General features: G+C 63.0%; 17 protein-coding genes. 11 read left to right on the top strand and 6 right to left on the bottom strand.

Going from position 1 to position 23,520, the window contains the following annotated elements:
- Nucleotides 1–168: 168 nt before the first annotated feature.
- The 3 genes from NCT03_RS05235 (at nt 169) to NCT03_RS05225 (ending at nt 3,438) form a co-directional block, all read left to right on the top strand.
- A complete protein-coding gene (locus NCT03_RS05235; RefSeq protein ID WP_250492122.1) occupies nt 169–1,770 on the top strand; it encodes an L-lactate permease in 1,602 nt (533 codons plus the stop codon).
- A gap of 97 nt (nt 1,771–1,867) precedes the next feature.
- Nucleotides 1,868–2,794 (top strand): DMT family transporter, encoded by a 927-nt coding sequence (locus NCT03_RS05230; RefSeq protein ID WP_250492121.1) that lies wholly within the window; start codon nt 1,868–1,870, stop codon nt 2,792–2,794.
- A 119-nt stretch (nt 2,795–2,913) separates the two neighbouring features.
- A complete protein-coding gene (locus tag NCT03_RS05225) occupies nt 2,914–3,438 on the top strand; it encodes a hypothetical protein (protein WP_244827557.1) in 525 nt (174 codons plus the stop codon).
- Between the two features lie 55 nt (nt 3,439–3,493).
- Here NCT03_RS05225 and arfB read toward each other — a convergent pair whose 3' ends face one another.
- A complete protein-coding gene (gene arfB, locus NCT03_RS05220) occupies nt 3,494–3,901 on the bottom strand; it encodes an alternative ribosome rescue aminoacyl-tRNA hydrolase ArfB (RefSeq protein ID WP_250464280.1) in 408 nt (135 codons plus the stop codon).
- Nucleotides 3,902–4,113: 212 nt separating this feature from the next.
- On the opposite strand from arfB, the gene NCT03_RS05215 reads away from it, so the two are divergent.
- Nucleotides 4,114–6,708 (top strand): FUSC family protein, encoded by a 2,595-nt coding sequence (locus NCT03_RS05215; RefSeq protein WP_250492120.1) that lies wholly within the window; start codon nt 4,114–4,116, stop codon nt 6,706–6,708.
- 9 nt (nt 6,709–6,717) lie between these two features.
- Here NCT03_RS05215 and NCT03_RS05210 read toward each other — a convergent pair whose 3' ends face one another.
- Both NCT03_RS05210 and NCT03_RS05205 read right to left on the bottom strand, forming a co-directional pair.
- Complete coding sequence (locus NCT03_RS05210) at nt 6,718–6,951, bottom strand: hypothetical protein (protein WP_244827554.1); 234 nt, start codon at nt 6,949–6,951, stop codon at nt 6,718–6,720.
- A 400-nt stretch (nt 6,952–7,351) separates the two neighbouring features.
- A complete protein-coding gene (locus NCT03_RS05205; RefSeq protein ID WP_244827553.1) occupies nt 7,352–7,819 on the bottom strand; it encodes an Lrp/AsnC family transcriptional regulator in 468 nt (155 codons plus the stop codon).
- A gap of 132 nt (nt 7,820–7,951) precedes the next feature.
- Here NCT03_RS05205 and NCT03_RS05200 point away from each other — a divergent pair, with 132 nt between their 5' ends.
- Nucleotides 7,952–8,530, top strand: coding sequence for a cysteine dioxygenase family protein (locus tag NCT03_RS05200; protein WP_250492119.1), 579 nt, complete (start codon nt 7,952–7,954; stop codon nt 8,528–8,530).
- 13 nt (nt 8,531–8,543) lie between these two features.
- Here the strand turns inward: NCT03_RS05200 and NCT03_RS05195 are convergent, their stop codons facing one another.
- Nucleotides 8,544–11,087: a mechanosensitive ion channel family protein gene (locus NCT03_RS05195; RefSeq protein ID WP_250492118.1), complete on the bottom strand. Its 2,544-nt coding sequence runs from the start codon at nt 11,085–11,087 to the stop codon at nt 8,544–8,546.
- Between the two features lie 96 nt (nt 11,088–11,183).
- The gene (locus tag NCT03_RS05190; RefSeq protein ID WP_250492117.1) at nt 11,184–11,681 is read right to left on the bottom strand and encodes a BCAL1086 family glycoprotein; all 498 of its coding nucleotides are present in this window, start codon (nt 11,679–11,681) and stop codon (nt 11,184–11,186) included.
- Nucleotides 11,682–12,008: 327 nt separating this feature from the next.
- Between NCT03_RS05190 and NCT03_RS05185 the strand changes: the two genes are divergently transcribed.
- The 6 genes from NCT03_RS05185 (at nt 12,009) to NCT03_RS05160 (ending at nt 22,772) form a co-directional block, all read left to right on the top strand.
- Entirely contained in the window at nt 12,009–12,374 is a 366-nt protein-coding gene (locus NCT03_RS05185; protein ID WP_250492116.1) for a hypothetical protein, read from the top strand.
- Between the two features lie 531 nt (nt 12,375–12,905).
- Nucleotides 12,906–13,775 (top strand): IclR family transcriptional regulator, encoded by an 870-nt coding sequence (locus tag NCT03_RS05180; RefSeq protein WP_250492115.1) that lies wholly within the window; start codon nt 12,906–12,908, stop codon nt 13,773–13,775.
- Between the two features lie 386 nt (nt 13,776–14,161).
- A complete protein-coding gene (locus NCT03_RS05175) occupies nt 14,162–15,535 on the top strand; it encodes an MdtA/MuxA family multidrug efflux RND transporter periplasmic adaptor subunit (RefSeq protein ID WP_250492114.1) in 1,374 nt (457 codons plus the stop codon).
- Between the two features lie 28 nt (nt 15,536–15,563).
- The gene (locus NCT03_RS05170; protein ID WP_250464267.1) at nt 15,564–18,686 is read left to right on the top strand and encodes an MdtB/MuxB family multidrug efflux RND transporter permease subunit; all 3,123 of its coding nucleotides are present in this window, start codon (nt 15,564–15,566) and stop codon (nt 18,684–18,686) included.
- A gap of 3 nt (nt 18,687–18,689) precedes the next feature.
- Nucleotides 18,690–22,025 (top strand): efflux RND transporter permease subunit, encoded by a 3,336-nt coding sequence (locus NCT03_RS05165; protein WP_250492113.1) that lies wholly within the window; start codon nt 18,690–18,692, stop codon nt 22,023–22,025.
- Between the two features lie 87 nt (nt 22,026–22,112).
- Nucleotides 22,113–22,772 carry an NAD(P)H-binding protein gene (locus NCT03_RS05160; RefSeq protein ID WP_250492112.1) on the top strand — a complete coding sequence of 220 codons (660 nt, stop codon included), beginning with the start codon at nt 22,113–22,115 and terminating at the stop codon, nt 22,770–22,772.
- 15 nt (nt 22,773–22,787) lie between these two features.
- Here the strand turns inward: NCT03_RS05160 and kdpE are convergent, their stop codons facing one another.
- The gene (kdpE, locus tag NCT03_RS05155; protein ID WP_250464265.1) at nt 22,788–23,486 is read right to left on the bottom strand and encodes a two-component system response regulator KdpE; all 699 of its coding nucleotides are present in this window, start codon (nt 23,484–23,486) and stop codon (nt 22,788–22,790) included.
- Nucleotides 23,487–23,520 lie beyond the last annotated feature (34 nt).

Here is a 23,520-nt window from a genome sequence, read left to right as displayed (position 1 = left end):
TTTCCGCTTCCATCCGGCATCCTTACGCCAATATTCAAGCCTTGACGAGGGCCATCCTCGCCCTATTCTTAGTGAGCGCGTTATGCGGTTGCTTAAAGTCTTCGATACCACTCGAACCAGCAGCGAAGACCGCGGCATCCATCCAAGAATAGAGACACAGGAGACCCGATGTTCCATCAGATCCTCACGCCTATCGCGGGTTCGCTCGCGCTCTCCTTTATCGTTGCCGCGTTGCCTATCATCGTCGTACTCGTCATGCTCGGCTGGGCGCGCCGTCCCGCGTGGCAGGCTTCGCTTGCGGGACTGATCGTCGCGTTGATCATCGCGATGGTGGGCTGGCACTTCCCGGTTGGACTCGCGCTCGACTCCATCGCAGCCGGCGCCGTGTTCGCGCTCTGGCCGGTGATGTGGATCGTGTTCTCCGCGATCCTGCTCTACAACGTCGCGCAACGCTCGGGACGCTTCGAAGCGTTTCGCGTGTGGATGATCGACAACCTGCCGAACGACCGGCGCATCGTGCTCGTGGTCATCGGCTTTTCGTTCGGCGCATTGCTCGAAGGCATCTCGGGCTTCGGCACGCCGATCGCCATCACGAGTTCGCTCTTGATCCTGCTCGGCTTTCCGACGCTCGAAGCGCTCACGTTCACGCTGATCTTCAACACGGCGCCAGTCGCGTTCGGCGCGCTCGGCGTACCGATCACCGTGCTCGGCGCGGTCACGCATTTGCCCACCGATGCGCTCGCCAAGATGGTCGGCCGCCAGTTGCCGTTCTTCGCGTTCTTCCTGCCGTTCTATGTTATCGGTATCTACGCGGGCTTTCGCAACATGCTGCGGGTGTGGCCCGTGCTGCTCGTCTCGGGCGGCGCGTTCGCGCTGACGCAGTACGTCACGTCGAACTACATCAGCTATTCGCTCACCGATGTCCTCTCCTCGCTCGTCTCGCTGATCCTCACCATAGCGTTCCTGCGCGTCTGGAAGCCCGCGCCCGACGAACGCTTCGCGGTGAACGTCGATCGCCTCGCCAACGCACGCGGCAACGTCTCGGCCGCTCAGGGATGGATGCCGTGGATCGTCGTCTCGGTCGTGGTGATCGTCTGGACGGTGGCCAAGATCTTCCTCATCGGCGACGTGAAGATCCCGTGGCCGGGGCTCGACAAGGCGGTCTACATCACGCTCTACAATCAGCCCTACGGCGCGATCTGGGACTTCCAGCCGCTCGCCACCGGCACGGCGATTCTCGTGGCGGCCATCATCACCGCGCTCCTGGTGAAGTTGCCGGCAAGCGAGTTCGGCCACGCTATCGTCGATACCTGGGTGCAAACGCGCATTGCCATCTTCACGGTGGCGACCATCGTCGGGCTCGCGTATCTCATGAACTACTCGGGCATGAACTACACGCTCGGACTCGGGGTGGCCTCGGTCGGGCCGTTCTTCCCGCTCGTGTCGGCCTTTCTCGGCTGGGTGGCGGTGTTTCTCTCAGGCAGCGATACCTCGGGCAACGCGCTCTTCGGCAACCTTCAGGTGGTCGCCGCTCATCAACTCAATCTCAATCCTGTGCTGATGGCCGCGACCAATTCGTCCGGCGGCGTGATGGGCAAGATGATCTCGCCGCAAAACATTTCGACGGGCGTCGCCACGACCGAACTCAAGGGCAAGGAAGGACTCGTCTTCGCGCGCACCTTCAAGCATTCGATCCTGCTCACCATCATTCTCGGCATTCTCGTGTGGCTGCAGCAGAACGTGTTGACGTGGATGATTCCGCCACATTGATTGTTCCTTGCGGTCTCATCGGCGCGATGACCGACGGCACGCGGCGCGGTGCTAACATGCGCGGACTTTTCCTTGGAACACTGAAGTCCGCATCGTCATGTCACCCGTCAATTTGTTGCAACTCGTCTGTCTCGCCGCGCTCTGGGGCGCGTCGTTTCTCTTTATCCGCTTGGGCGTCGCCGAGTTCGGCGTCGCGCCGCTCATGGCCTTGCGCGTCGGCATCGGCGCCGTGTTTCTCGTCGCCATGCTGCTCGGCCGCCGCCAGTTTTCGAGCAGTCTCGCGATCATGCGCAAGCGTGCGCTACCGCTACTCATCGTCGGCATTCTCAATTCGGCCGCGCCGTTCTGCCTCTTCGCTTATGCGGAGCTGACGCTTTCGGCTGGCGCCACATCCGTCATCAATGCGACGACGCCGCTGTGGGGCGCGCTCGTCGCCTATCTCTGGCTGAAGGACCGGCTCACGACCTTGCGCACGATCGGTACGACGATCGGTTTCGCGGGAGTGCTGCTGCTCGTGTGGAATCAGATAGAAGGCTCGCCCGGATCGGCGGGATCGGGCGCGGCGGGCGTGCTGGCGGCGGCCGCGGCGCTCGCGGCATCGGCGCTATATGGTGTTGCGGGCAACTTCGCGAAAAAGTATCTGATGGACGTCGATGCCATGACCAACGCCGCGGGCAGCATGATCGGCGCGACGCTCGTGCTCGCGCCTATTGCCTTCGTCACGTGGCCCGCCGCGCCGGTCTCCGCGCCTGCATGGGCGGCGGTGCTCGCGCTGGGCGTGGGTTGCACGGGTATCGCGTACTTCATCTACTACCATCTGGTCGCGGTCGTCGGTCCCGCGCGCGCGATGACCGTCACTTTCGTCATTCCGCTCTTCGGCATTCTGTGGGGCGCGTTGTTTCTGCACGAGCGGGTGTCGCTCGTCATGCTCGAAGGCTGCGCCGTCGTCCTTGCGGGCACCGCGCTCGCCACCGGCGCGATCAAGCGCCTGCCGTTTTCAGGACGCCGCAAGCTCGTAGGCTGAACTAGACTGCAAACAGCGCAGCCGCTGCCGCAGTGCGAGATTCATCGAATTGTTCGGATGCGCGTTGCATTTCGTGCAACGCGCCGGCATGCGCATCCATGCGTTTCCTGGAGCAGACCATGCACGACTTTTTCGCGAAGGCCAGGCACGAATTGATGAAGATGCTGCCGCCCACCTTGTTCTTCTTCGTCGTGCTGCACGTGGTGATGGTCGTGCACGCGCTCATGGTGAAAGGCGCCGGCCTGTCGATTCCCGCGTCGGCATCCGTGCTCGTCGCCTCGCTCATTCTCGGCAAGGCGGTTCTACTCGCCGACATGCTGCCATTCATCAATCGCTATCCCGAGCGCCCGCTCATCTGGAATGCGGGATGGAAAACCGTCATTTACACGCTCGTCGCGCTGGTGCTCCATTACCTGGAACGCTTGTTCGAGTTCTGGAAAGAGACGCATAGTCTTGCGGCCGCGCACCAGGACCTGCTGGACCATCTGAACTGGCCGCAATTCTGGGCCGTGCAGATTTTGCTCGTCACGCTCGTCTTCAACTATTGCGTCTTCGCGGAACTCGCGCGCGTGCTCGGACGCGGCAGGCTTAAGACGATCATGCTCGGGCCGCTCGATGTATCTCCCGCGGAACAGCACGGCTGACGCGCCGCTTCAACTCCCGCTCGAATCGCGCTCAAATCCCGCTTGAATCTCCGCTTCAGTCGCCGTGCACCGGCCCGCGCCCGGCCTTGATCGCCCCGCGCCTGACCTTGCCTTCGACGCGCCGCACTTGCGAACCGCGCGTTGGCTTGGTCGCGATGCGCTTGCGCCGCACGATGCTCACGCTGCGAATCAGCTCGTCGAGCCGCGCGAGCGCCGCCGCGCGATTCATGTCCTGCGTCCGATATTCCTGCGCCTTGATGACGACCACGCCATCGCGCGTCACACGGCTATCCGACAGCGCGAGCAGCCGCGCCTTGATGTGCTCCGGCAATGACGATGCGCGGATGTCGAAGCGCAGATGAATGGCGCTCGATACCTTATTGACGTTCTGCCCGCCCGCACCCTGCGCGCGCACGGCCGTCAGCTCGATCTCGTGCGGCGGCACGGCGATGCTGTCGCTCATCGGTGGGCTCCCTTGAAGATGTGTTCGGCGCTTTTCACGTGAGCATAACAAAGGCCGCGAGGCGCCGAAAAGCTGGCCATTCGGCCGAGTTCCGAACGAAGCGCAAGTGAGTTATAAGTGCATGACAAGTGCGATAGACTCAACCCGCCTGACCGCCTGGGTCCGGAGCGTGCTTCGCCCGTGGTCATAACGAGCGTCAAACCAGGAAGTCGATGCGCTATTCGTTCGAAATCAGGAAGTTCATTTACAGCCAGTATTTCTTCGGCGGCTTGCGGATCGCTCTGGGCGTGTCGCTGCCCGCCGTGCTCATGCTCATCGTGTTTCACAATCGCGAGCTGGGCTTCACCATAGCGACGGGCGCGCTTGGCGCGTGTGTCGTCGACATGCCGGGTCCGCTCAAATACAAGCACAACGAGATGCTCGCGTGCACGGTAATCGGCTTCTTCTCGGCGCTCGCCACGGGCATTGCGACGGCGCATCCGTTGACGCTATGGCTCACGGTCGTGCCGCTCACCTTCGTGCTCTCGCTGATCGTCGTCTATGGCAACCGCTGGCCGCAGATCAGCTTCGCCACGCTCTTCATGATGGTCGTCACGCTGGAAGAGCACTTCACGCCGATGCAGGCGCTCGTCAACGCGTCGTGGATCTTGCTGGGCGGCCTCTGGTACACGTACTGGGCCACGCTCGTGAGCCGGCTGCTCGTGTATCGCATCGAACAGCAGGCGCTGGCGCAGAGCATCTTCAGTTGCGCGGAGTATTTGCAGGCGCGCGCCGAGTTTTACGACAACGACGCCGATCTCGACGAATGCTACCGAAAGCTCATCGAAAAGCAGATTGCGGCGGTGGAGCAACAGGAAGCCGCGCGCGACATCGTGCTGCGCAATCTGCCGAAAGTAAAAAGCCGCAAGCTCGACGCGCGGCGCGCGCGGCTTTTCAATCTGTTCATCAACGTGGTGGATCTGCACGAGTTCTTCGTCGGCGCGCATACGGACTATCCGCTCGTGCGCAAGACGTTCGCGGGCTCGGACGTGCTGATCTTTTATCGCGACCTGATGCGCAAGGCGAGCGCGGATCTCGAAGAAATCGGCTTGGCCGTATTGCAGAACAGTTCCGCGCCCAGGCAGATCAGCATGAAGGCGGAGCTGCGCGCTATCGAGTACGAACTCGAACTCATGCGCAAGCACGGCATGCCCGAGAAGAACGCCGAAGCCTACGCGGCCGCGGCGGCGGTGTTCCGCCGTTTGTGGAGCGCCACGCGCCTGATCGACAAGATGCGCCGCCGCACGCGCGATGACGCGAGCCTGATCGAAACCGAAGTGCAGATCGACCATGCGTTGTCGCGTTTCATATCGAGCCGGCGCGTGCCGTTCATGCAGATTTTCTCGAATCTCACGATGGCCTCGCCGAGCTTCCGGCACGCGCTTCGGGTCACGATCGCGGTGGGCATCGGCTTCTGGCTGGGACGGCTCTTGCCGCTCACGAACGCGTACTGGATCGTGATGACCACGGTCATCATTCTGAAGCCCGGCTATTCGCTCACGAAGCAGCGCAACACGCAGCGGATCATCGGCACGGCGATAGGCTGCGCGCTGACCATCGCGCTGATTCTGCTCGTGAAGGAGCCGCACATTCTGCTCATCGTGATGTTCGCGTCGATGGTGATGAGCTACAGCCTGCTGCTCTTCAACTATGCGGCGAGCGTGGTGTTCACGTCGTCGTATGTGCTGTTGATGTTTCATCTGCTCGCGCCGGGAAGCATGCGGCTGATCGGCGAACGGGCTATCGATACGGTGGTTGGTTGCGCGATTGCAATCGCGGCGAGCCATCTGTTCCCGTATTGGGAATATCGGCTGATGGGCAAGCTCGTGAAGGATCTGCTTGGCGCGACGCGCAATTACCTCGAGGCGAGTTGGTGGTGGAAGGCCAAGAGCGCGAGCGCGGGGCAAGCGGAGAGTAAAGCGCGTGGCGGTGCGGGTGCGGGTGCGGGTGCGGGTGCGGGTGCGGGTGCGGGTGCGGGTACAAGCACCCACATGCAAGATTCGATTGCACCGGCCGCCGTCGCCGCGGCCACCGCGACTCAGACGCTAGACGACGCCGCCGTATCGACCATCGTGATCGCGAAAGAAGCCGCCAACGAATCCACCGTCGATACTCCCGCGCTCGATCCGAATCTCGTGACGGCATCGGCGGTACGTGCCGCGAGCGCAACGGCGGAAAAGCTGTCGTCGGTGAGCATCGGCGAGAGCACGGCGGCGACCACCAGCAAGGGCGCATCGGCTGCCGCGACCGTCGCCGCCACCGCGCTGGACCGCGACTTCCGCTACCGGCTCGCGCGCAAGAACGTGCACATTGCGTTCGCCAATCTCGCGCAAGCGTTCCAGCGAATGATGCTGGAGCCCAAGGCGCAGCAAAAATACGTCGCCGAACTCAACGATCTGCTCGTGCAAAGTCACGTGCTCGCGTCGCAGATCACGGCAGCGGCGCCGCTTCTGCAAACGATCAACGAAGCCGAAGGTCAGGCGTTCGAGCCGTTGCAACGGACTTTCGGAATCGTGCGCGACAATCTGTCCGATGCACAGGGCGCGCTGCCGGAGCCCGCGCGCGAAGAAGCGACACCGGCGAATGCGGACGACATCAAGGAACTGCGCCGCGAACTCGACGCCATGGTCACGAACGCCGAACGCACGCAGGCGTTGCCCGCCGATGCGCTTCACGATCTCAAACTGCTTGCGCATCAATGCAAGCAGATGCTTACGGCGTCCGCGCTGATCAGCAAGGATGCGGCGCAAATTCGCTTGCCGGTTTGAGGCGCTCGGCTACTGCGACGCGCCGATCGCCGGCACGGCCGGCCGCGCATCGCTCGCTGGCGAAGGCGTCGCGTTCTGTTGATCGAAGTCGCGCTTCTCGCGAATCGCGTTATAGGCGAGCGTGCCGATCACGAGCAACACCACGACGACGATAAACGCGCCGACGCCGAATGTCGGATTCTTCTTCTTGGGCGCGCCGTTGCGGGTACTGTCCGGGCGGCGGTCGTTGCGGTCATCGGTCATGGCGGATGTTGCGTCTCCTGGCGCGTTTCGTCATCAACCCGTGATAGTACCCGCACTGGTTTTCAGTTGCGTTGCGCCGACCGTTCCTCGATCTGCCGCATGTCCGCGCGCGCCGTTTCGGAAGACGGCCAAGCACCGCGAAATTCTTTGCTGCACGGTCCCGCTTGAGGGGCACCGCGTCACCGGCCATACTTCCTTCGATTCCATGCGCGTCTGATTCCGGCCGGGGCAGTAAGGGCTAGACCGGAATACCTAGTGACTGGACGCGTTACGCCGCCCTCCACGGGCGGTTTTTTTTGGCGAATCGATCATGCCGCGCCTTCCACAGGCAGGCGCTTGGTGCGGACCGAAGTGGCATGGCGCGGGCAGCGGCAACCGCCATCTGAAAACGAGTCACGCCTCAGGACTCGAGCGTGGGACGCACCGGCAATGCGGTCGAATACTTGATCTGCTCCATCGCGAAGCTCGAACTGACATCGTAGAGCGGCACGGCGCGAATGAGCTGCTTGTAGACGCGGTCGTAATCGTCGATATCGGATACCACCACGCGCAGCAGATAGTCCGTCTCGCCACTCATCCGATACACCTCCACGACCTCCGGAATGTCGCGCACGGCGCGCGTGAAGTCCTCGGCCCAGATCTGCGTATGCTGATTCGTGCGTACCGCGACAAACACCGTGGTGCCGACACCCAGCTTCTTCGGATCGCATAGCGCCACCTGTGCGCGGATCACGCCGGTTTCCTTCAAGCGCTGCACGCGCTTCCAGCACGGTGTTTGCGAAAGATTCACGCGCTGCGCAAGCTCGGCGATAGGCATCGTCACGTCGGTCTGCAGCAATTCCAGCAGCTTGCGATCGATAAGGTCCATTCCCACAGCGCACCCCCGATAGGAAATTATTCTATTTTTGGTTCTTCGAGCGGAATTATATGGAAACTAATTCTGGGCGCAAGCCGGTATAAATGTTGTTCGCGAAACACAACGAAAACCGGTGCCGTCATCATGAAATTCGAAGCGTTCAGCCGCCTTTCGCGGCCTCGGGATCAAGCGCCGGCGTCGCTACGCGGCGGTTCGGCGCTAAACCGGCTCTGCGATGAAATCGATGCCGCCTTCCATTCCGCCGATGCCTTGTCGTTCGGATCGCGCGTGCGTGCGGCTCTGCGGCGCGCTTCGTCCGATACGAGCCTGCTGCGCCTCGATCAGCGTGAGAGCGGCGCACGCGGCTATCGCCGTCATTTGCTGGCGGCCGACCCGCTTGACCGCTACGCCATCGCCGCGCTCGTCTGGGAGCCGGGACAGGCGAGTCCGGTGCACGGTCATCGAACGTGGTGCGGCTATGCGGTGATCGACGGGACGCTTGAAGAGACGCTTTATCGCTGGGACGCGCCTTCGGCATCAGCCATCGAAACGCGGCGTCATGCGCGCGAGGCCGGCGACGTCTCCTTCGTGCAAGCGGGCCGAGGCGCCATTCACCGCTTGGGAAATCCCGCCGATGCCACCGCGCGCGCGATCTCGCTGCATATCTACGGCGTCGCAGGCGACGAGATTGCCACGCACGTGAACGACTTGCTCGCGGCCTGATGACGCGTTTGCCTCAACCCTTGCCTGGCTCCGCCGTGGGAATCTGCGGCGGAATTTGCACCGACTGGTCCGTCGGCGGCGGCGCGGGACGCGGTTCGTGCGAGACATCGCGGGCCTTCGAGGGATCGGCATCCACCAATTCCTCGTCTTCGAGCAGCCGCTCTTCGCCCGTCCAGATGCGCTGCGCGCGGCCATCGGCGTGCGGCTCGAACGCGGCATGCAGGTCGGTGCGGCTCATCTGCACATGCATCCGCGGCACGGGAATCTCGATGCCCGCCTCGTCCATCCGCCGCTTGATGCGCAGATTGAACGCCCGCGCCACACTCCATTGCTGCAGCGGCCGCGTCTTGATCTGCCCTTTCACGACCATCCAGTTCGGATCGAAACGGTCCAGTCCCCAGACCTCCACCGGACCCAGCATCTCGCGCCGGTAGCGCAGATCGTCCATCAGCTCGACGCCGACTTCGCGAATCATTTGCGTGATTTCGTCGACATCCGCCGAAAACGGCATGCGCACTTCGAACACGGCGTAGGCGAAGTCGCGCGACAGGTTCTTCACCGTCTTGATCTGCGAGAAGGGAATCGCGTGGATTGCGCCCTGGCCGTCGCGCAGGCGCACGGTGCGGATCGTCAGACTTTCGACGATACCCGCGTGGCCGCCTTCCACCTCGATCGAATCGCCGACGGAAATGGTGTCCTCGATGATGATGAAAAGCCCCGTGATCAGATCCGCGACCAGCGATTGCGCGCCGAAGCCGACCGCGAGCCCGATCACGCCCGCGCCCGCCAGCAAGGGCGTGACGTTCAGGCCGAGATTGGCCGCGGTGACGATGCCCGCGATCATCAGCAGCACGACGAACACGACGTTGCGCACGAGCGGCAGCATGGTGCGCGCGCGCATGCTCGGGCCGCGCGTGCCGCGCCGCGTGGAATCGGGCCGCAACGTCTCCTGGATGGCGGTATCGATCAGGATCCACACCAGCCAGACGATGAAGAACGTCAGCACGATCATGGCGAACGCGCGCGTGATGCCGCGTGCCGCGACGCTCTCCTCGGCCATGTGCGCGAGCGAAAAGCCCCAGAAGCGCGACGACAGTTCGAGGAACACGAGCCACACGCCGGTCACGATCATCGTGCCGACGAACTTCACGAGCCGCCGCACGTAAGCCGACTGGCGGCGCGGCTTCTGCGACTTCGGCCGCGTGATGCGGATCACGATCGCCGACAGGAAGAACGCGACGACGAGCAGTCCGGCGGTCGCAATCGCCATCTGCAACACGTTCTCGGATGTACCGATGCCCGCGAGCGTCGCGACCACCGACGCCGACGCCAGCAGCAGCAACGGCACCTGCCACAACGAAGCGACCACTTCGAAGGTCTCGGTCGCGGCCTTGCGCGTGTTGCGCTGCTCGTAGGTGCGGCTGCGGATCAGATGCGCGACCGGCCGCTGGAACGCCAGCGCGAAATACGCGGTAAGCGCCGCCGCGCCCATGTTCGCGAAGGTCGAGATCAGGGCGGACAGATTGGTGCCGAGTTGCTGCGCGACGTCGTAGTTGGCGGCCGCGTCGCCGAGCGCACCGAACGTGCCGATCAGGAACAGGAGCCGCCGCGCGCGGATGATCAGCACGTTCACCGCCACGCGCCGGTGCGCCGAGCCGAACAGCGAAAACATAATGAGGCAGATCGCCGAGAACACCGCGCCCGCCACGATGGCGTAGGCCGTGACCATCGCGAGCGTGCGGCCGAGCGAAAGCGGCATCATGCGCACGAAGGCCAGCGCGACGAGAAACGCGAACAAATAAGGCGCGACGCGCCGCAGCGCGAAGAGCAGCAATTCGCGCGTGGTCGGGTTGGAATGCAGTCCGGCCTGGATGCCGTAACGCGCGTGGACCTGCCGCTGCACATAGACGAGGACGAACGCGCACGCGCCCCAGCCGACGAGCATCGCGAAGTAATTGAAGAGCGTGCGGCCGAACGGCTCGCGGCTCTGGCTCGTGACGATGGTGAAGAGTTCGTTGCCGGCCGCGTTGAAGCGCCCGCCCCAGTACGCGATCGGCGTTTTGCCGCGCTTCACGTCGGCTTCGATGTTCGTGAGCGCCGATGCTATCGCGCCCAGCAAGCCCGCGTTCTGCGCCATGCTCGCCACGACCGACGATGCCGTCGACGCCGTGGCCGCGGGTGCGCTTGCGCCTGACGCAGCGGCTGAATCGACCGCGACCGCGCCCGATGCCGCGCCAGCCGTCTCGGCCGAGCGCTTGGCTTCGCGCAGTTTCTTCAATTGCGCGACGAGCGCGCCGCGCTGTCGATCGCTGTCGAGCGTCGAGATGACCGTATCGAGCGAGCGCACCATGTCGGCATCCGATACGGCCGGGTCCGTCACGCCGGAAGCCGCATCGGGAGCGGATGCGGGTGCGGCGGGCTTGATCAGTTCCTCGAACGAAGGCAGCGTGAGCGCCGGAGCCGCGAACGCGGCGGGCGAGAAAAGCGCAAGCGCGGCCATCCAAAATATCGCGACGATCGCCAGCGCGCCGTCATGCGCGAGCTTGCGTGACTTCATAACTGTCTCGATTTCCGAAAGACCGCCAGTTTAGCGGCTGCGATGAAGGCATCAGCCGAAACGGACGTAACGGAATGTTAAGTCCGCGTCGGCTGCTTACTTGTCCATTTCCGTGCGGGCGCCGCTCGTGTCGGTGGTCGGGCTCGCGCCCGAAGTGCCCGAAGTGCCCGACGTACCCGACGTACCCGCGTTACCCGCCGTGCCCGATGCGCTTCCGTCCTTCGACCAGTCCTGCAACTTGCGGCCAGCGTTCTGCAAACCGGCGCCCGTCGCGCTGGCCGCGTCGGTGATGGCGGCGTTAGTCGCGCTCGCCGCGTTCTGCAGATTCGCACGCGCCGTCGCCGCGACGCTGCTCGCGGAGATATCGGGCATCGAGCCGGCGTTGTCGATGTTCTGCTGAGCTGTCTGTTTGGCGGCATCGACCTTCTGGCCGACGTAACTCGCCGCCTGATCGAACTTTTGCTGGGTCTGGCTCGCGAGGTTGTTGAGCGCGCCCGCCGCCTGTCCTGCCGATGCATCGTGCTTTTCGCACGCGGCAAGTACACCGAGCGCGGCGAGCGCGATCCCGATTCGGGTCATGGGCGATGTCTGCATGGTCGTTCCTTCCAGATGTGGTGCCTGAGTGCTGCATGAATCTCGATGCGAAGTCCGCACGCCTGAGCGCGATTTGTTCCTCTTGGAAATGGCGCTCATCATACGCTGACCCTGGATGGCAACGTTTTGAGCGCATTTTGCCTAAGCGCGAAAGCTCGAATTGGCACTTGGAAAAGAAGCGTTTTGTAAAGCTTGCATCACGAGGGAACCTTGGAAAACCCTTACCAGCTCTTCTCGCCTTTGCCTAACTTTTGAACACCCTCCAACTCCCCGCGAATGTAATAGAGTTTTCCCTCTACATTTAGGACACTTCTGGTTTTGAGAGGCATGGGACTCGCATATATTCGCCGCCAGTCCACATCTCTTCGCGCCAACGTTGCCCCCATGCTTTATATGAATTTCGTCGTGGCCCTCTTCGCCGGGGTCCTGCTTTTCGAGCCTTTCACCCGTCCTCCTGTCTCCCGCTTTACCACGCATCAGATGCGCCGCAGTCTGGCCAAGCGCGCCTACTATCAAGCGGCGGCGGCATTTTTCGCGGCGCTTTTGATCGCCACCAGTCAGCCAGCGCCCGAACGCATTTCGCCGGTATTCGTTTTGAGCGTCGCATTGCTTTTGTTACTTGCGAGCGTGTACTGGATCATGCGCGGCAAGCGCCTGCTTCGGCAGCGCCGTGTGTTCAACGAATTCGATTGAATCGACTTACCGGGCGGCGCATCGCGCGCCGCTATCGGTCCACGCGCCCGGCCTTCGAGAGCGCGCCTCGCCCTCTTCCAGCGTCTCCGCAACCCTTCGCGCCGAAGCAAACTTGCTTCCAGTCCGACGCCATTTTTGCTTTCAGCGTATATTCAGTGCGTTTGTTACCGCAAACATAGGGCGAAAAAAAAGGCGCTATGTTTCCATAGCGCCTTAAAAGTTCTAGCCATTCCGAGGGCCGTGCTAGAACCTGAGAGCCGGTCATTCAAGCGGGGAGCGGAAAGCAACTGTGCACGTCGCCCCACCAGTTTCGAAATTCGGTTCCATTTTTTATGGGATTGCTGCCCAAGTCAAGCAAAATCTCCGGCGCAGAACTTCTGCCCAAGGTAATCTTTGCAAACCCCTACCAAGAGAAATGTTTCATTCCGTCTGCTGCTTATCGATGAGAGGCTTGCACCGCTTGCAAGTTTAAGTGGCATCCGGGTTATTTAGCGTCAGTCCGCATCCGAAACTACGTTTCAGAAAATAAGAATGCACACATTAAAAAGCCGGCTACCAGACCGGGAAAAACCGAGAGAGAGAGAGGGCGAAGAAGTCACGGCGCTTGCGCGCGGTCTTGACGTTCTACGCCGTATCGCTGCCGCCGATGCCCCTGTCAGCAACCGAGAGCTGACCGAATGGACCGGCATTCCCAAACCTACCGTGTCGCGTATCACAGCAACGCTCGTCGGCGCGGGCCTGCTGCTGCGGCTGCCCGACAGCGAGCGTTTCGTGCTGACCGCCTCGGTTCTGGAATTCAGCAATGGATTCTTACGCAATTTCGATATTCGTGCTCGGGCGCGCCCCTACCTCATCGCGCTCGCCGAGGAAACCAGCCTGTCGGTGCATCTGGCGGTGCGGGACCGGTTGGAAATGGTCGTTATCGATGCCATCCGTCCGCGTTCGGCCGTGCTCGTCTCACGTCTCGAAGTGGGCGGAAGGATGGACCTCACCCGTACCGCCGTGGGGCGCGCGTACTTGTCCGTGCTGTCGCAGGCGGATCGCGAAACGCTCATCGGTAGTCTGCAGATCGCATCCGGCGACGACTGGCCGCTCATCGCGATGGGACTTCGGCACGGTATCGAAGACACGCATCGCAATGGCTTCGCGGTTTCGATCGGCGAATGGCATCTGGGGCTCAACGCGGTCGCGGCGGGCTTCATCGGTCCGTCGGAGGAGCGTTACTCCGTGAACTGCGGCGGCGCGGCGCATCAGTGTCCCGAAGAGACGCTCATCGAAATAGTCGCGCCCGCGCTGCTGCGCTGCGTGAGCCAGATCGCGCACGAGATCGGCGGCACGTCCGGCGCCGCATCGGCGGCCATCGCGATGGCTGCCTCTACGGACTTGCGCGCCACCGAGTAGACTTGACACCCCTGACGTATTGCCGGCCGACCCATCGACGGGTTCGGCCGGCCTGCGCTCGCATCGTGCGAAAGCCATGTCAGGCCGCGTGTAACACTCGTAATCAGCCGAAAGAAAGGTAGGTGGACGGGCCTCGATGCGGGACGTAGCATCATGCTTCGCACGACCGCGCGGCGTTGGTGCGGCTTGTATGCGTCGTGTCTCTTCGTTGCGGTTTCGTCATGCGCGGCAGCGCTTCGAATGCGTCGCGACAAAGCTTCATGTGCTCATCGCTCGCTTTCAGGTCCTCGCCTCGATGCGGCTTGCAGATTGCGCTGTCCTGCCTGGCGTTCGCGCGCCGCCTTGGGCGCTCCAACGAATCACTTGAAATACCAGCCACAGAACCGATGGACGACCAAAAGAATTCTCCCGGACAACCGCAGAAACCGTCCAACTCGCCTGATCGACCTGCCACGACCACGCTCGGGGAACGCCCGCCAAGGCGGCGCAAGCTCGTCCCGCTCGTGATCGCTTTGCTGATTGTCGCGGGAGCCGTCGCCTGGTGGCATCCGTGGAGCCGCAACAGTGCCTCGGGTCAACCACAGGATGCGCGTCAGGGCGGCGGCCGTCGCGGCGGCGGCGCGAACGCGATGAATCAGCCGCAGCCCGTGCATGTCGCGACCGTCGCGCAAGGCGAGATGCCGGTGGTCATCAATTCGCTCGGCACGGTCACGCCGCTTGCCAACGTCACGGTCAAGACGCAGCTCAATGGCACGCTGATGGACGTGGCCTTCAAGGAAGGCCAGATGGTCAAGAAGGGCGACGTGCTCGCGCAGATCGACCCGCGTCCTTATGAGATTTCGCTGCGTAACGCCGAAGGCACGCTTGCGCGGGATCAGGCGCTGTTGCAGACCGCGAGGCTCGACTTGCAGCGTTATCAGACGCTGCTCTCGCAAGACTCAATCGCCAAGCAACAGGTCGACACTCAAGGCTCGCTCGTCAAGCAGTATGAAGGCGCGGTCAAGTCGGACATGGCCAACGTCGATACCTACAAGCTCGATCTCACCTACGCGCGCATCACGGCGCCCGTGTCGGGACGCGTCGGCCTGCGTCAGGTCGATCCCGGCAATTACGTGACGACGGGCGACACCAACGGCGTCGTGGTCATCACGCAATTGCAGCCGATCAGCGTGATCTTCACCACCTCGGAAGACAACCTTGCCGCCATCCTGAAGCCGCTGCATGCGGGCACGAAGATGTCGGTGACGGCATATGACCGCGCCAATACGGTTGCGCTCGAATCGGGCTATCTGGAAACCCTCGACAACCAGATCGACACCACCACCGGCACCGTCAAGCTGCGCGCGACCTTCGACAACAAAGGACTCGGGCTCTTTCCGAACCAGTTCGTGAACACGAAGCTGCTCGTCGATGTCATCAAAGACGCGCTTATCGTTCCGACTTCGGCGGTGCTGAATGGCTCGTCGGGATCGTTCGTGTATGTCGTCAAGCCGGACAATACGGTGACGGTGCGCAACGTGAAAACCGGTCCCGTCGATGGCGAGCGCACCAGCATCAAAACCGGTCTGCAGGCCGGCGAGCGCGTGGTGATCGACGGCTCCGACCGGCTCAAGGAAGGCGCGAAGATCACGATTCCGGCGGACAAGGCCAAGGGTGCTTCGGGCGCATCCGGCGCTTCAGGTGCATCGGCGGCGGCTGCCGCGTCGGCAGCTTGGGGTGCGCGGCATGGCGGGCATCGTCGTCAGCAACCGCAGCAGTGACAGTTAAGCCAAGAGCAACCAGAGCCGCATGAATCCATCTCGCCTTTTTATCCTGCGTCCGGTCGGCACGGCGCTTCTGATGGCGGCGATCATGCTGGTCGGCCTCGTCGCGCTACGTTTTCTGCCGCTGTCCGCGCTGCCCGCGGTCGACTATCCGACCATCCAGGTGCAGACGTTTTACCCCGGCGCGTCGCCGGATGTGATGACCTCCAGCGTCACCGCGCCGCTCGAAAAGCAGTTCGGGCAGATGGCGAGCCTGAACCAGATGTCGTCGCAGAGTTCGGCGGGCGCGTCGGTCATTACCTTGCAGTTCAGTCTGGATTTGCCGCTCGATATCGCCGAGCAGGAAGTTCAGGCCGCCATCAACGCGGCGGGTAATCTGCTGCCGTCCGACCTGCCCGCCCCGCCGATCTACGCGAAAGTGAACCCCGCCGACGCGCCGATCATCACGCTCGCGATCAGTTCCAAGACACTGCCGCTCACCAAGGTCCAGGATCTCGCCGATACGCGCCTCGCGCAGAAGATTTCGCAAGTCGCGGGCGTGGGTCTCGTGTCGATCAGCGGCGGCAACCGCCCCGCCGTGCGCATACAGGCGAACACACGCGCGCTGGCCTCGTACGGGCTGAATATCGACGACTTGCGCACGACTATCGCCAACCTCAACGTCAATACGCCGAAGGGCAATTTCGACGGCCCGTCGCGTAACTACACCATCAATGCGAACGACCAGTTGACCGATGCAAGCGCGTACCAAAGCGCGGTGGTCGCATACAAGAACGGCCGGCCGGTCATGCTCACCGATGTCGCCACGGTCGTCGAAGGTCCGGAGAATACCAAGCTCGGCGCGTGGGTCGACGCGACGCCCGCCATCATCCTCAACGTGCAGCGTCAGCCGGGCGCGAACGTCATTCAAGTGGTGGACGGCATCAAGAAGCTGCTGCCAGGCTTGCAGCAATCGCTGCCGGCGGCGCTGGACGTGCGCATCGTCACGGACCGCACCACCACCATCCGCGCGTCGGTGCGCGACGTGCAGTTCGAACTCGCGCTCTCCGTCGTGCTGGTCGTGCTGGTAATTTATCTGTTTCTCGCGAACGTCTACGCCACCATCATCCCGAGTCTTTCCGTGCCGCTGTCGTTAGTCGGCACGCTCGCGATCATGTACCTGTGCGGCTTTTCACTCGACAATCTCTCGCTGATGGCGCTGACCATCGCGACGGGCTTCGTCGTCGACGACGCCATCGTCATGATCGAAAACATCGCGCGCTATGTCGAGGAAGGCGACCCGCCGCTCGAAGCAGCGTTGAAAGGCTCGAAGCAGATCGGCTTCACCATCATTTCGCTGACGGTTTCACTGATCGCGGTGCTTATCCCGCTGCTCTTCATGGGCGATGTGGTTGGCCGTCTGTTCCACGAGTTCGCGATCACGCTTGCCGTGACCATCGTGATCTCGGCTATCGTCTCGCTCACGCTCGTGCCGATGATGTGCGCAAAACTCCTGCGCCACACGCCGCCCAAAGACAGCAAGCGCTTCGAGGCGCGCGCCCACAAGTTCATCGACTACGTGATCGGCCGCTACGCCGTCGCGCTCGAATGGGTGCTGGAGCGGCAAGCCGCGACGCTCGTCGTCGCCCTGCTGACGCTCGTTTTGACCGCCGTGCTGTACATCTTCATTCCGAAGGGCTTCTTTCCCACGCAGGACACCGGCGTGATCCAGGCGATCACGCAAGCGCCGCAGGCCGCGTCGTATCAGGCCGTGGCCGAGCAGCAGCAGGCGCTCGCGCAGAAGATTCTGCAGAACCCGGATGTCGAAAGCCTGACTTCGTTCATCGGCGTGGACGGCACCAACATCACGCTGAACAGCGGGCGCATGCTCATCAACCTGAAGCCGCGCGACGACCGCAGCAACACGTCGAGCGACGTGATCCGTTCCATTCAGAGCGACGTCGCGGACATTCCTGGCATCAAGCTGTATATGCAGCCGGTGCAGGACTTGACGATCGATTCCACCGTCAGTCCGACGCAATATCAGTTCATGCTGACCGACCCGAACCCGTCCGAGTTCGCGGAATGGGTGCCGAAGCTCGTCGAGCGGCTGCAACATACGTCCATTCTCACGGATGTGGCGACCGACCTGCAGCAGAACGGCCAGTCGGTGTATATCGAGATCGACCGGCCGACGGCGGCGCGCTTCGGCATCACGCCTGCGACGGTGGACAACGCGCTTTACGACGCCTTCGGCCAGCGCATCATTTCGACCATCTTCACGCAGTCGAACCAGTATCGCGTGATCCTTGAATCGGAGCCTTCGGACGCGCACTACAGCGAGATCCTGAACGGCATCTATCTGCCGTCGTCCACTTCGACGACGGGGCAGGTGCCGCTCAACACCATCGCCAAGTTCCACGAGCGCGCGGCGCCGTTGCTCGTCACGCATCTGGGCCAATTCCCGGCGACGACCGTTTCCTTCAACCTGGCCAAGGGCGAATCGCTTGGAGCGGCGGTCAAGGCCATCGAGCAGGCGAAGAACGACATCGGCCTGCCCGCGTCGTTCCAAATTCGCTTTCAGGGCGCGGCGCTCGCGTTCCAGGCTTCGCTTTCGAACGAACTGTTCCTGATCCTCGCGGCCATCGTCACGATGTATATCGTGCTCGGCGTGCTGTACGAGAGCTTCATCCACCCGATCACCATTCTCTCGACGCTGCCGTCCGCAGGCGTCGGCGCGCTGCTTTCGCTGATGGTCACCGGGCACGATCTGGACATCATCGGCATCATCGGCATCGTGCTCTTGATCGGTATCGTGAAGAAGAACGCCATCATGATGATCGACTTCGCGCTCGAAGCCGAGCGCGATCAAGGCAAGTCGCCGCGCGACGCGATCTTCCAGGCGTGCCTGCTGCGCTTTCGCCCGATTCTCATGACGACGATGGCCGCGCTTCTCGGCGCGCTGCCGCTCATGATCGGCTGGGGCGCGGGTTCGGAGCTGCGGCATCCGCTCGGTATCGCGATTGTCGGCGGTCTGATCGTCTCGCAGTTGCTCACGCTCTTCACCACGCCCGTGATCTATCTGGCATTCGATTCGCTCGGCCGCCGGTTGCGCGCGCGCTTCGGCGGCGGCATGCACGAGCCGCGGCCCGCCGCCGACGCGGAGTAAGCCATGAACATGTCGCGCATTTTCATCGACCGGCCCGTTGCGACGACGCTGCTCGCGGTGGGCATCGCGCTCGCCGGCATGTTCGCGTTCGTGAAGCTGCCGGTCGCGCCGCTGCCTCAAGTGGATTTTCCGACCATTTCCGTGCAGGCGCAGTTGCCGGGCGCAAGTCCCGAAACCGTGGCGACGAGCGTGGCGAGTCCGCTCGAACGGCATCTCGGCTCCATCGCCGATGTCAGCGAGATGACTTCGCAAAGCGCGGTCGGCACCACGCGCATCACACTGCAGTTCGGCCTGAACCGCGACATCGACGGCGCCGCGCGCGACGTGCAGGCCGCCATCAACGCCGCGCGCGCCGACTTGCCAACCGCGCTGCGCAGCAACCCAACCTACCACAAGGTGAACCCGGCCGACGCGCCCATTCTGGTGCTCGCGCTGTCCTCGCCTACCCGAACCGCGGGCGCGCTTTACGACTCCGCGGCGACCGTGCTGCAGCAGACGCTTTCTACCGTGCCGGGCGTCGGCGAAGTGGACGTGAGCGGCTCGGCAAACCCGGCCGTGCGCGTGGAGCTCGAACCGGGCGCGCTGTTTCACTACGGCATCGGGCTGGAAGACGTGCGCGCGGCGCTGGCATCGGCGAATGCGAACAGTCCGAAGGGCGCAATCGAATTCAAGGACAACCACGTCCAGCTCTACACCAACGATCAGGCGAGCAAGGCGTCGCAATACAAGGATCTGGTCGTCGCCTATCGCAACGGCTCGGCGGTGCATCTTTCGGACGTCGGCGAAGTGGTCGATTCCGTGGAAGACCTGCGCAATCTCGGCCTCATCAACAACAAGCACGCGGTGCTCGTCATTCTGTACCGTCAGCCGGGCGCGAATATCATCGAGACGATCGACCGCGTGAAGGGCATGCTGCCGCAACTGCAAGCCGCCCTTCCCGCCGATGTCCTGATCACCCCGACAGCGGACCGCTCGACCACCATCCGCGCCTCGCTGCACGACACCGAACTCACGCTCGTGATCGCGGTGGCGCTCGTCGTGATGGTCGTGTTCCTGTTCCTGCGCAACTGGCGCGCAACGCTGATTCCAAGCGTCGCCGTGCCGATATCGATCATCGGCACCTTCGCGGCGATGTATTTGCTCGGCTTCTCGCTCGACAATCTCTCGCTGATGGCGCTGACCATCGCGACGGGCTTCGTGGTGGACGACGCCATCGTCGTGCTGGAGAACATCTCGCGGCATGTCGAGAACGGCGTGCCGCGCATGCAGGCCGCGATACTCGGCGCGCGCGAGGTCGGCTTCACGGTGCTGTCCATCAGCATTTCGCTCGTTGCCGTGTTTCTGCCCATCCTGCTGATGGGCGGTATCGTTGGGCGCCTGTTCCGCGAGTTCGCGCTGACCTTGTCGCTGGCGATCTCCGTATCGCTCGTGGTGTCGCTCACCGTCACGCCCATGATGTGCTCGCGTCTGCTTCAAGAGCCGCATCAGAAGAAGAAAGAAGGCCGGCTCGCGCTCTGGCTCGAACGCCAATTCGAGCGCATGCAGCGCGGCTATGCGCGCACGCTTGGCTGGGCGCTCGGGCACCCGCGGCTCATCTTGCTCATTTTGCTCGCGACCATCGGGCTGAACGTCTATCTGTACATCATCGTGCCGAAGGGCTTTTTCCCGCAGCAGGACACGGGGCGTATCGTCGGCGGCATTCAGGCGGACCAGAGCACCTCGTTTCAGGCGATGAAAGGCAAGTTCTCGGAGATGATGCGAATCGTCGAATCGGACCCGGCCGTGGACAGCGTCGCCGGTTTTACGGGCGGGCGCACGACCAATTCCGGCTTCATGTTCATCTCGCTCAAGCCGAAGAGCGAACGCAAGGTGTCGGCGGATCAGGTCATCAACCGTCTGCGCAAGCCGCTCGCCGATGTCGCGGGCGCGCGCACCTTCCTGCAGGCCGTTCAGGATATTCGCGTGGGCGGGCGGCAGTCGAATGCGCAGTATCAATTCACGCTGCTGTCCGACACCACGAGCGACCTTTACACGTGGGCGCCCAAGCTCACAGAAGCGCTGCTCAAGCGCCCCGAACTCACCGACGTGAATTCCGACCAGCAACAAGGCGGTCTCGAAGCGATGGTGACCTTCGACCGCGCCACGGCCGCGCGTCTGAACATCAAGCCAGCGCAGATCGACAACACGCTCTACGACGCCTTCGGCCAGCGCCAGGTCTCGACCATCTACAACCCGCTGTCGCAATACCACGTGGTGATGGAAGTCGCGCCGAAATACTGGCAGGACCCGGAGATGCTCAAGCAGATCTACATCAGCACGTCGGGCGGCACGGCGAGCGGCACGTCATCGACTAATTCGACCACCACTTCCGGCGCCAACTCGACGGCGTCCACCTCGGCGACCGGTTCGACCGGCGCGGGCGGCTCGTCCACCAGCAGTTCCGACACAGCCGCCGCGCTGGCGCTCGCTTCGGTCAAGAATTCGGCGACCAACGCCATCGCGGCGAGCGGCAAGTCGAGTTCGTCGTCAGGCGCGGCGGTTTCCACATCGCAGGAAACGATGGTGCCGCTTTCGGCCATCGCGAAATTCGGGCCGGGCAATACGCCGCTTTCCGTCAATCACCAGAGCCAGTTCGTGGCTTCCACCATCTCGTTCAATCTGCCGCCGGGCAAGTCGCTCTCGGAGGCCACCGCCGCGATCTACGAAACGATGGCGGAAATCGGCGTGCCGCAGACCATCCACGGCAGTTTTCAGGGCACGGCGCAGGCGTTCCAGCAGTCGATGAACGACCAGCCCATCCTGATTCTCGCGGCGCTCGCGGCCGTGTATATCGTGCTCGGCATTCTGTATGAAAGTTATATCCATCCGATCACGATTCTCTCCACGCTGCCGTCGGCGGGCGTCGGCGCGCTGCTTGCGCTGCTGCTGTTCAAGACGGAATTCAGCATCATCGCGTTGATCGCGGTCATCTTGCTGATCGGCATCGTGAAGAAGAACGCGATCATGATGGTGGACTTCGCTATCGAGGCCACGCGGCACGGCGCCAAGACTTCGCACGATGCCATCGAGGAAGCGTGTCTCTTGCGCTTTCGCCCGATCATGATGACGACCGCCGCCGCGCTGCTCGGCGCGCTGCCGCTCGCGTTCGGAACTGGCGAAGGATCGGAGATGCGCGCGCCGCTTGGCATTGCAATCGTCGGCGGGCTGATCGTGAGTCAAATGCTGACGCTCTATACGACGCCGGTGGTTTATCTGTATATGGACCGCTTCCGCGTGCGCGCAGAGGAACGGCGCGCGCGGCGGCGTGGCAATGCGCGGCCGGCAAGCGCGGTGGAGTGACGCGAGGCCGCGCAAGCACGGATAGCACAAGGCGCCGAAATCGCCTACTTTGATTGTCGAGCCGGCCACCGCAAGGGAGCGAACTCAATGAAGACGATGAAAGTTCTGCTGATCGGCGCGCACGGCCGCACGGGCCGGCTTATCGCGCAAGGTCTTCATGACCACGCCGCGCCTTTTCGGGCGCTGCTTCGCAAATCCGCGCACAAGAGCGAGTTCGCGGCGCTGGGCGCGGAAATCGTGCTCGGCGATCTCGATCAGGACTTCTCGCATGTCTTCGACGACATCACGCACGTGATCTACGCGGCGGGGTCGTCCGAGAGCGAAGGCGTGCACGAGGAACGCGCGATCGATCGCGACGCCGTCATGCGCACCGCCGATTACGCAAAGCGCCGGCGCGTGCGGCAACTCGTCGTCGTAAGCGCGCTGACCGCGTTTCATCCGGAGCGCAATCCGCTTTCCCTGCGTCATTACTCGCGCATGAAACGCGAAGCCGATGCCTACGTCATGCGGCGCGGCGTGCCTTACGCGATCCTGCGTCCTGGCCCGCTATCCGACGAACCCGCGCGCGGCACGATGGCGCTCGCGGACGAGACCACGGTCGAGATGCCCGACGTGTCGCGCGAGGATGTCGCGCGCATTGCGCTGCGTTGCGTGGCGCTTGGCGTGCGGGATCGGGTCATCGGCTTCGTCGGCGGAAACGAACCGCTCGACGCCGTGCTCGATACCTACGCCGCGGTCACCGCGTAATTCGAAGGACGCACATCACACGACTCCCACGAGCCGATATCCCACGCCCGTTTCCGTGACGATATGCTCGGGCTGCGCCGTATCGCGCTCGAGCTTCTGCCGCAGATGCGCCATGTAGATGCGCAGATAATGCGGACTCTCCACATGCGACGGTCCCCACACTTCCTTCAGCAATTGCCGATGCGTCAAGACGCGCCCCGCATGCCGCACGAGCGTGGCAAGCAGGCGATATTCGATCGGCGTCAGATGCACGCTCTCGCCGTTTTTCGTGACGCGCCGCAACGCGAGATCGACGGTGACATCGCCGAAACGCACGGCCGGCGTCTCGCTGCCCGCCGCCTGATTGCGCCGCCGCAAATGCGCGCGAATACGCGCCATCAACTCGGAAACGCCGAACGGCTTGGTGAGATAGTCGTCGGCGCCGGCATCGAGCGCGGCGACCTTTTCCGCTTCCTGCGTGCGGGCCGAGAGCACGATCACCGGCAATTCGGTCCAGCCGCGCAGTTCGCGAATGACGTCGAGGCCATCGGTATCCGGCAGACCCAGATCGACGATCACGAGATCGGGCTTGCGCGTCGCCGCTTCGATCAGACCTTGCTGGCCGGTTTCCGCTTCGTGCACGGTCATGCCCTCGGCTTCCAGGGACACGCGTACGAAGCGGCGAATCTGCTTTTCGTCCTCGATCAGGACGACGGTGACGGACGGCTCGCTCATATCGATGCTGTTCTATTTCTTAGTTTCAGTGAGA

Source organism: Caballeronia sp. GAWG1-1, from assembly GCF_023631465.1.
Taxonomy (GTDB): Bacteria; Pseudomonadota; Gammaproteobacteria; order Burkholderiales; family Burkholderiaceae; genus Caballeronia.
The sequence above is the reverse complement of the archived record's forward strand: the minus strand, read 5'-3'. Positions and strand labels throughout refer to the sequence as shown.

Excerpts from the sequence above, each read along its gene's own strand:
- NCT03_RS05160 (WP_250492112.1), top strand. The coding sequence starts at position 22,113 with ATGAAGACGATGAAAGTTCTGCTGATCGGCGCGCACGGCCGCACGGGC.
- NCT03_RS05195 (WP_250492118.1), bottom strand. The coding sequence starts at position 11,087 with ATGAAGTCACGCAAGCTCGCGCATGACGGCGCGCTGGCGATCGTCGCG.
- NCT03_RS05235 (WP_250492122.1), top strand. The coding sequence starts at position 169 with ATGTTCCATCAGATCCTCACGCCTATCGCGGGTTCGCTCGCGCTCTCC.
- NCT03_RS05215 (WP_250492120.1), top strand. The coding sequence starts at position 4,114 with ATGCGCTATTCGTTCGAAATCAGGAAGTTCATTTACAGCCAGTATTTC.
- NCT03_RS05230 (WP_250492121.1), top strand. The coding sequence starts at position 1,868 with ATGTCACCCGTCAATTTGTTGCAACTCGTCTGTCTCGCCGCGCTCTGG.
- NCT03_RS05180 (WP_250492115.1), top strand. The coding sequence starts at position 12,906 with ATGCACACATTAAAAAGCCGGCTACCAGACCGGGAAAAACCGAGAGAG.
- NCT03_RS05205 (WP_244827553.1), bottom strand. The coding sequence starts at position 7,819 with ATGGACCTTATCGATCGCAAGCTGCTGGAATTGCTGCAGACCGACGTG.
- NCT03_RS05200 (WP_250492119.1), top strand. The coding sequence starts at position 7,952 with ATGAAATTCGAAGCGTTCAGCCGCCTTTCGCGGCCTCGGGATCAAGCG.
- arfB (WP_250464280.1), bottom strand. The coding sequence starts at position 3,901 with ATGAGCGACAGCATCGCCGTGCCGCCGCACGAGATCGAGCTGACGGCC.
- NCT03_RS05165 (WP_250492113.1), top strand. The coding sequence starts at position 18,690 with ATGAACATGTCGCGCATTTTCATCGACCGGCCCGTTGCGACGACGCTG.
- NCT03_RS05190 (WP_250492117.1), bottom strand. The coding sequence starts at position 11,681 with ATGCAGACATCGCCCATGACCCGAATCGGGATCGCGCTCGCCGCGCTC.
- NCT03_RS05210 (WP_244827554.1), bottom strand. The coding sequence starts at position 6,951 with ATGACCGATGACCGCAACGACCGCCGCCCGGACAGTACCCGCAACGGC.
- kdpE (WP_250464265.1), bottom strand. The coding sequence starts at position 23,486 with ATGAGCGAGCCGTCCGTCACCGTCGTCCTGATCGAGGACGAAAAGCAG.
- NCT03_RS05225 (WP_244827557.1), top strand. The coding sequence starts at position 2,914 with ATGCACGACTTTTTCGCGAAGGCCAGGCACGAATTGATGAAGATGCTG.
- NCT03_RS05185 (WP_250492116.1), top strand. The coding sequence starts at position 12,009 with ATGGGACTCGCATATATTCGCCGCCAGTCCACATCTCTTCGCGCCAAC.
- NCT03_RS05170 (WP_250464267.1), top strand. The coding sequence starts at position 15,564 with ATGAATCCATCTCGCCTTTTTATCCTGCGTCCGGTCGGCACGGCGCTT.
- NCT03_RS05175 (WP_250492114.1), top strand. The coding sequence starts at position 14,162 with ATGGACGACCAAAAGAATTCTCCCGGACAACCGCAGAAACCGTCCAAC.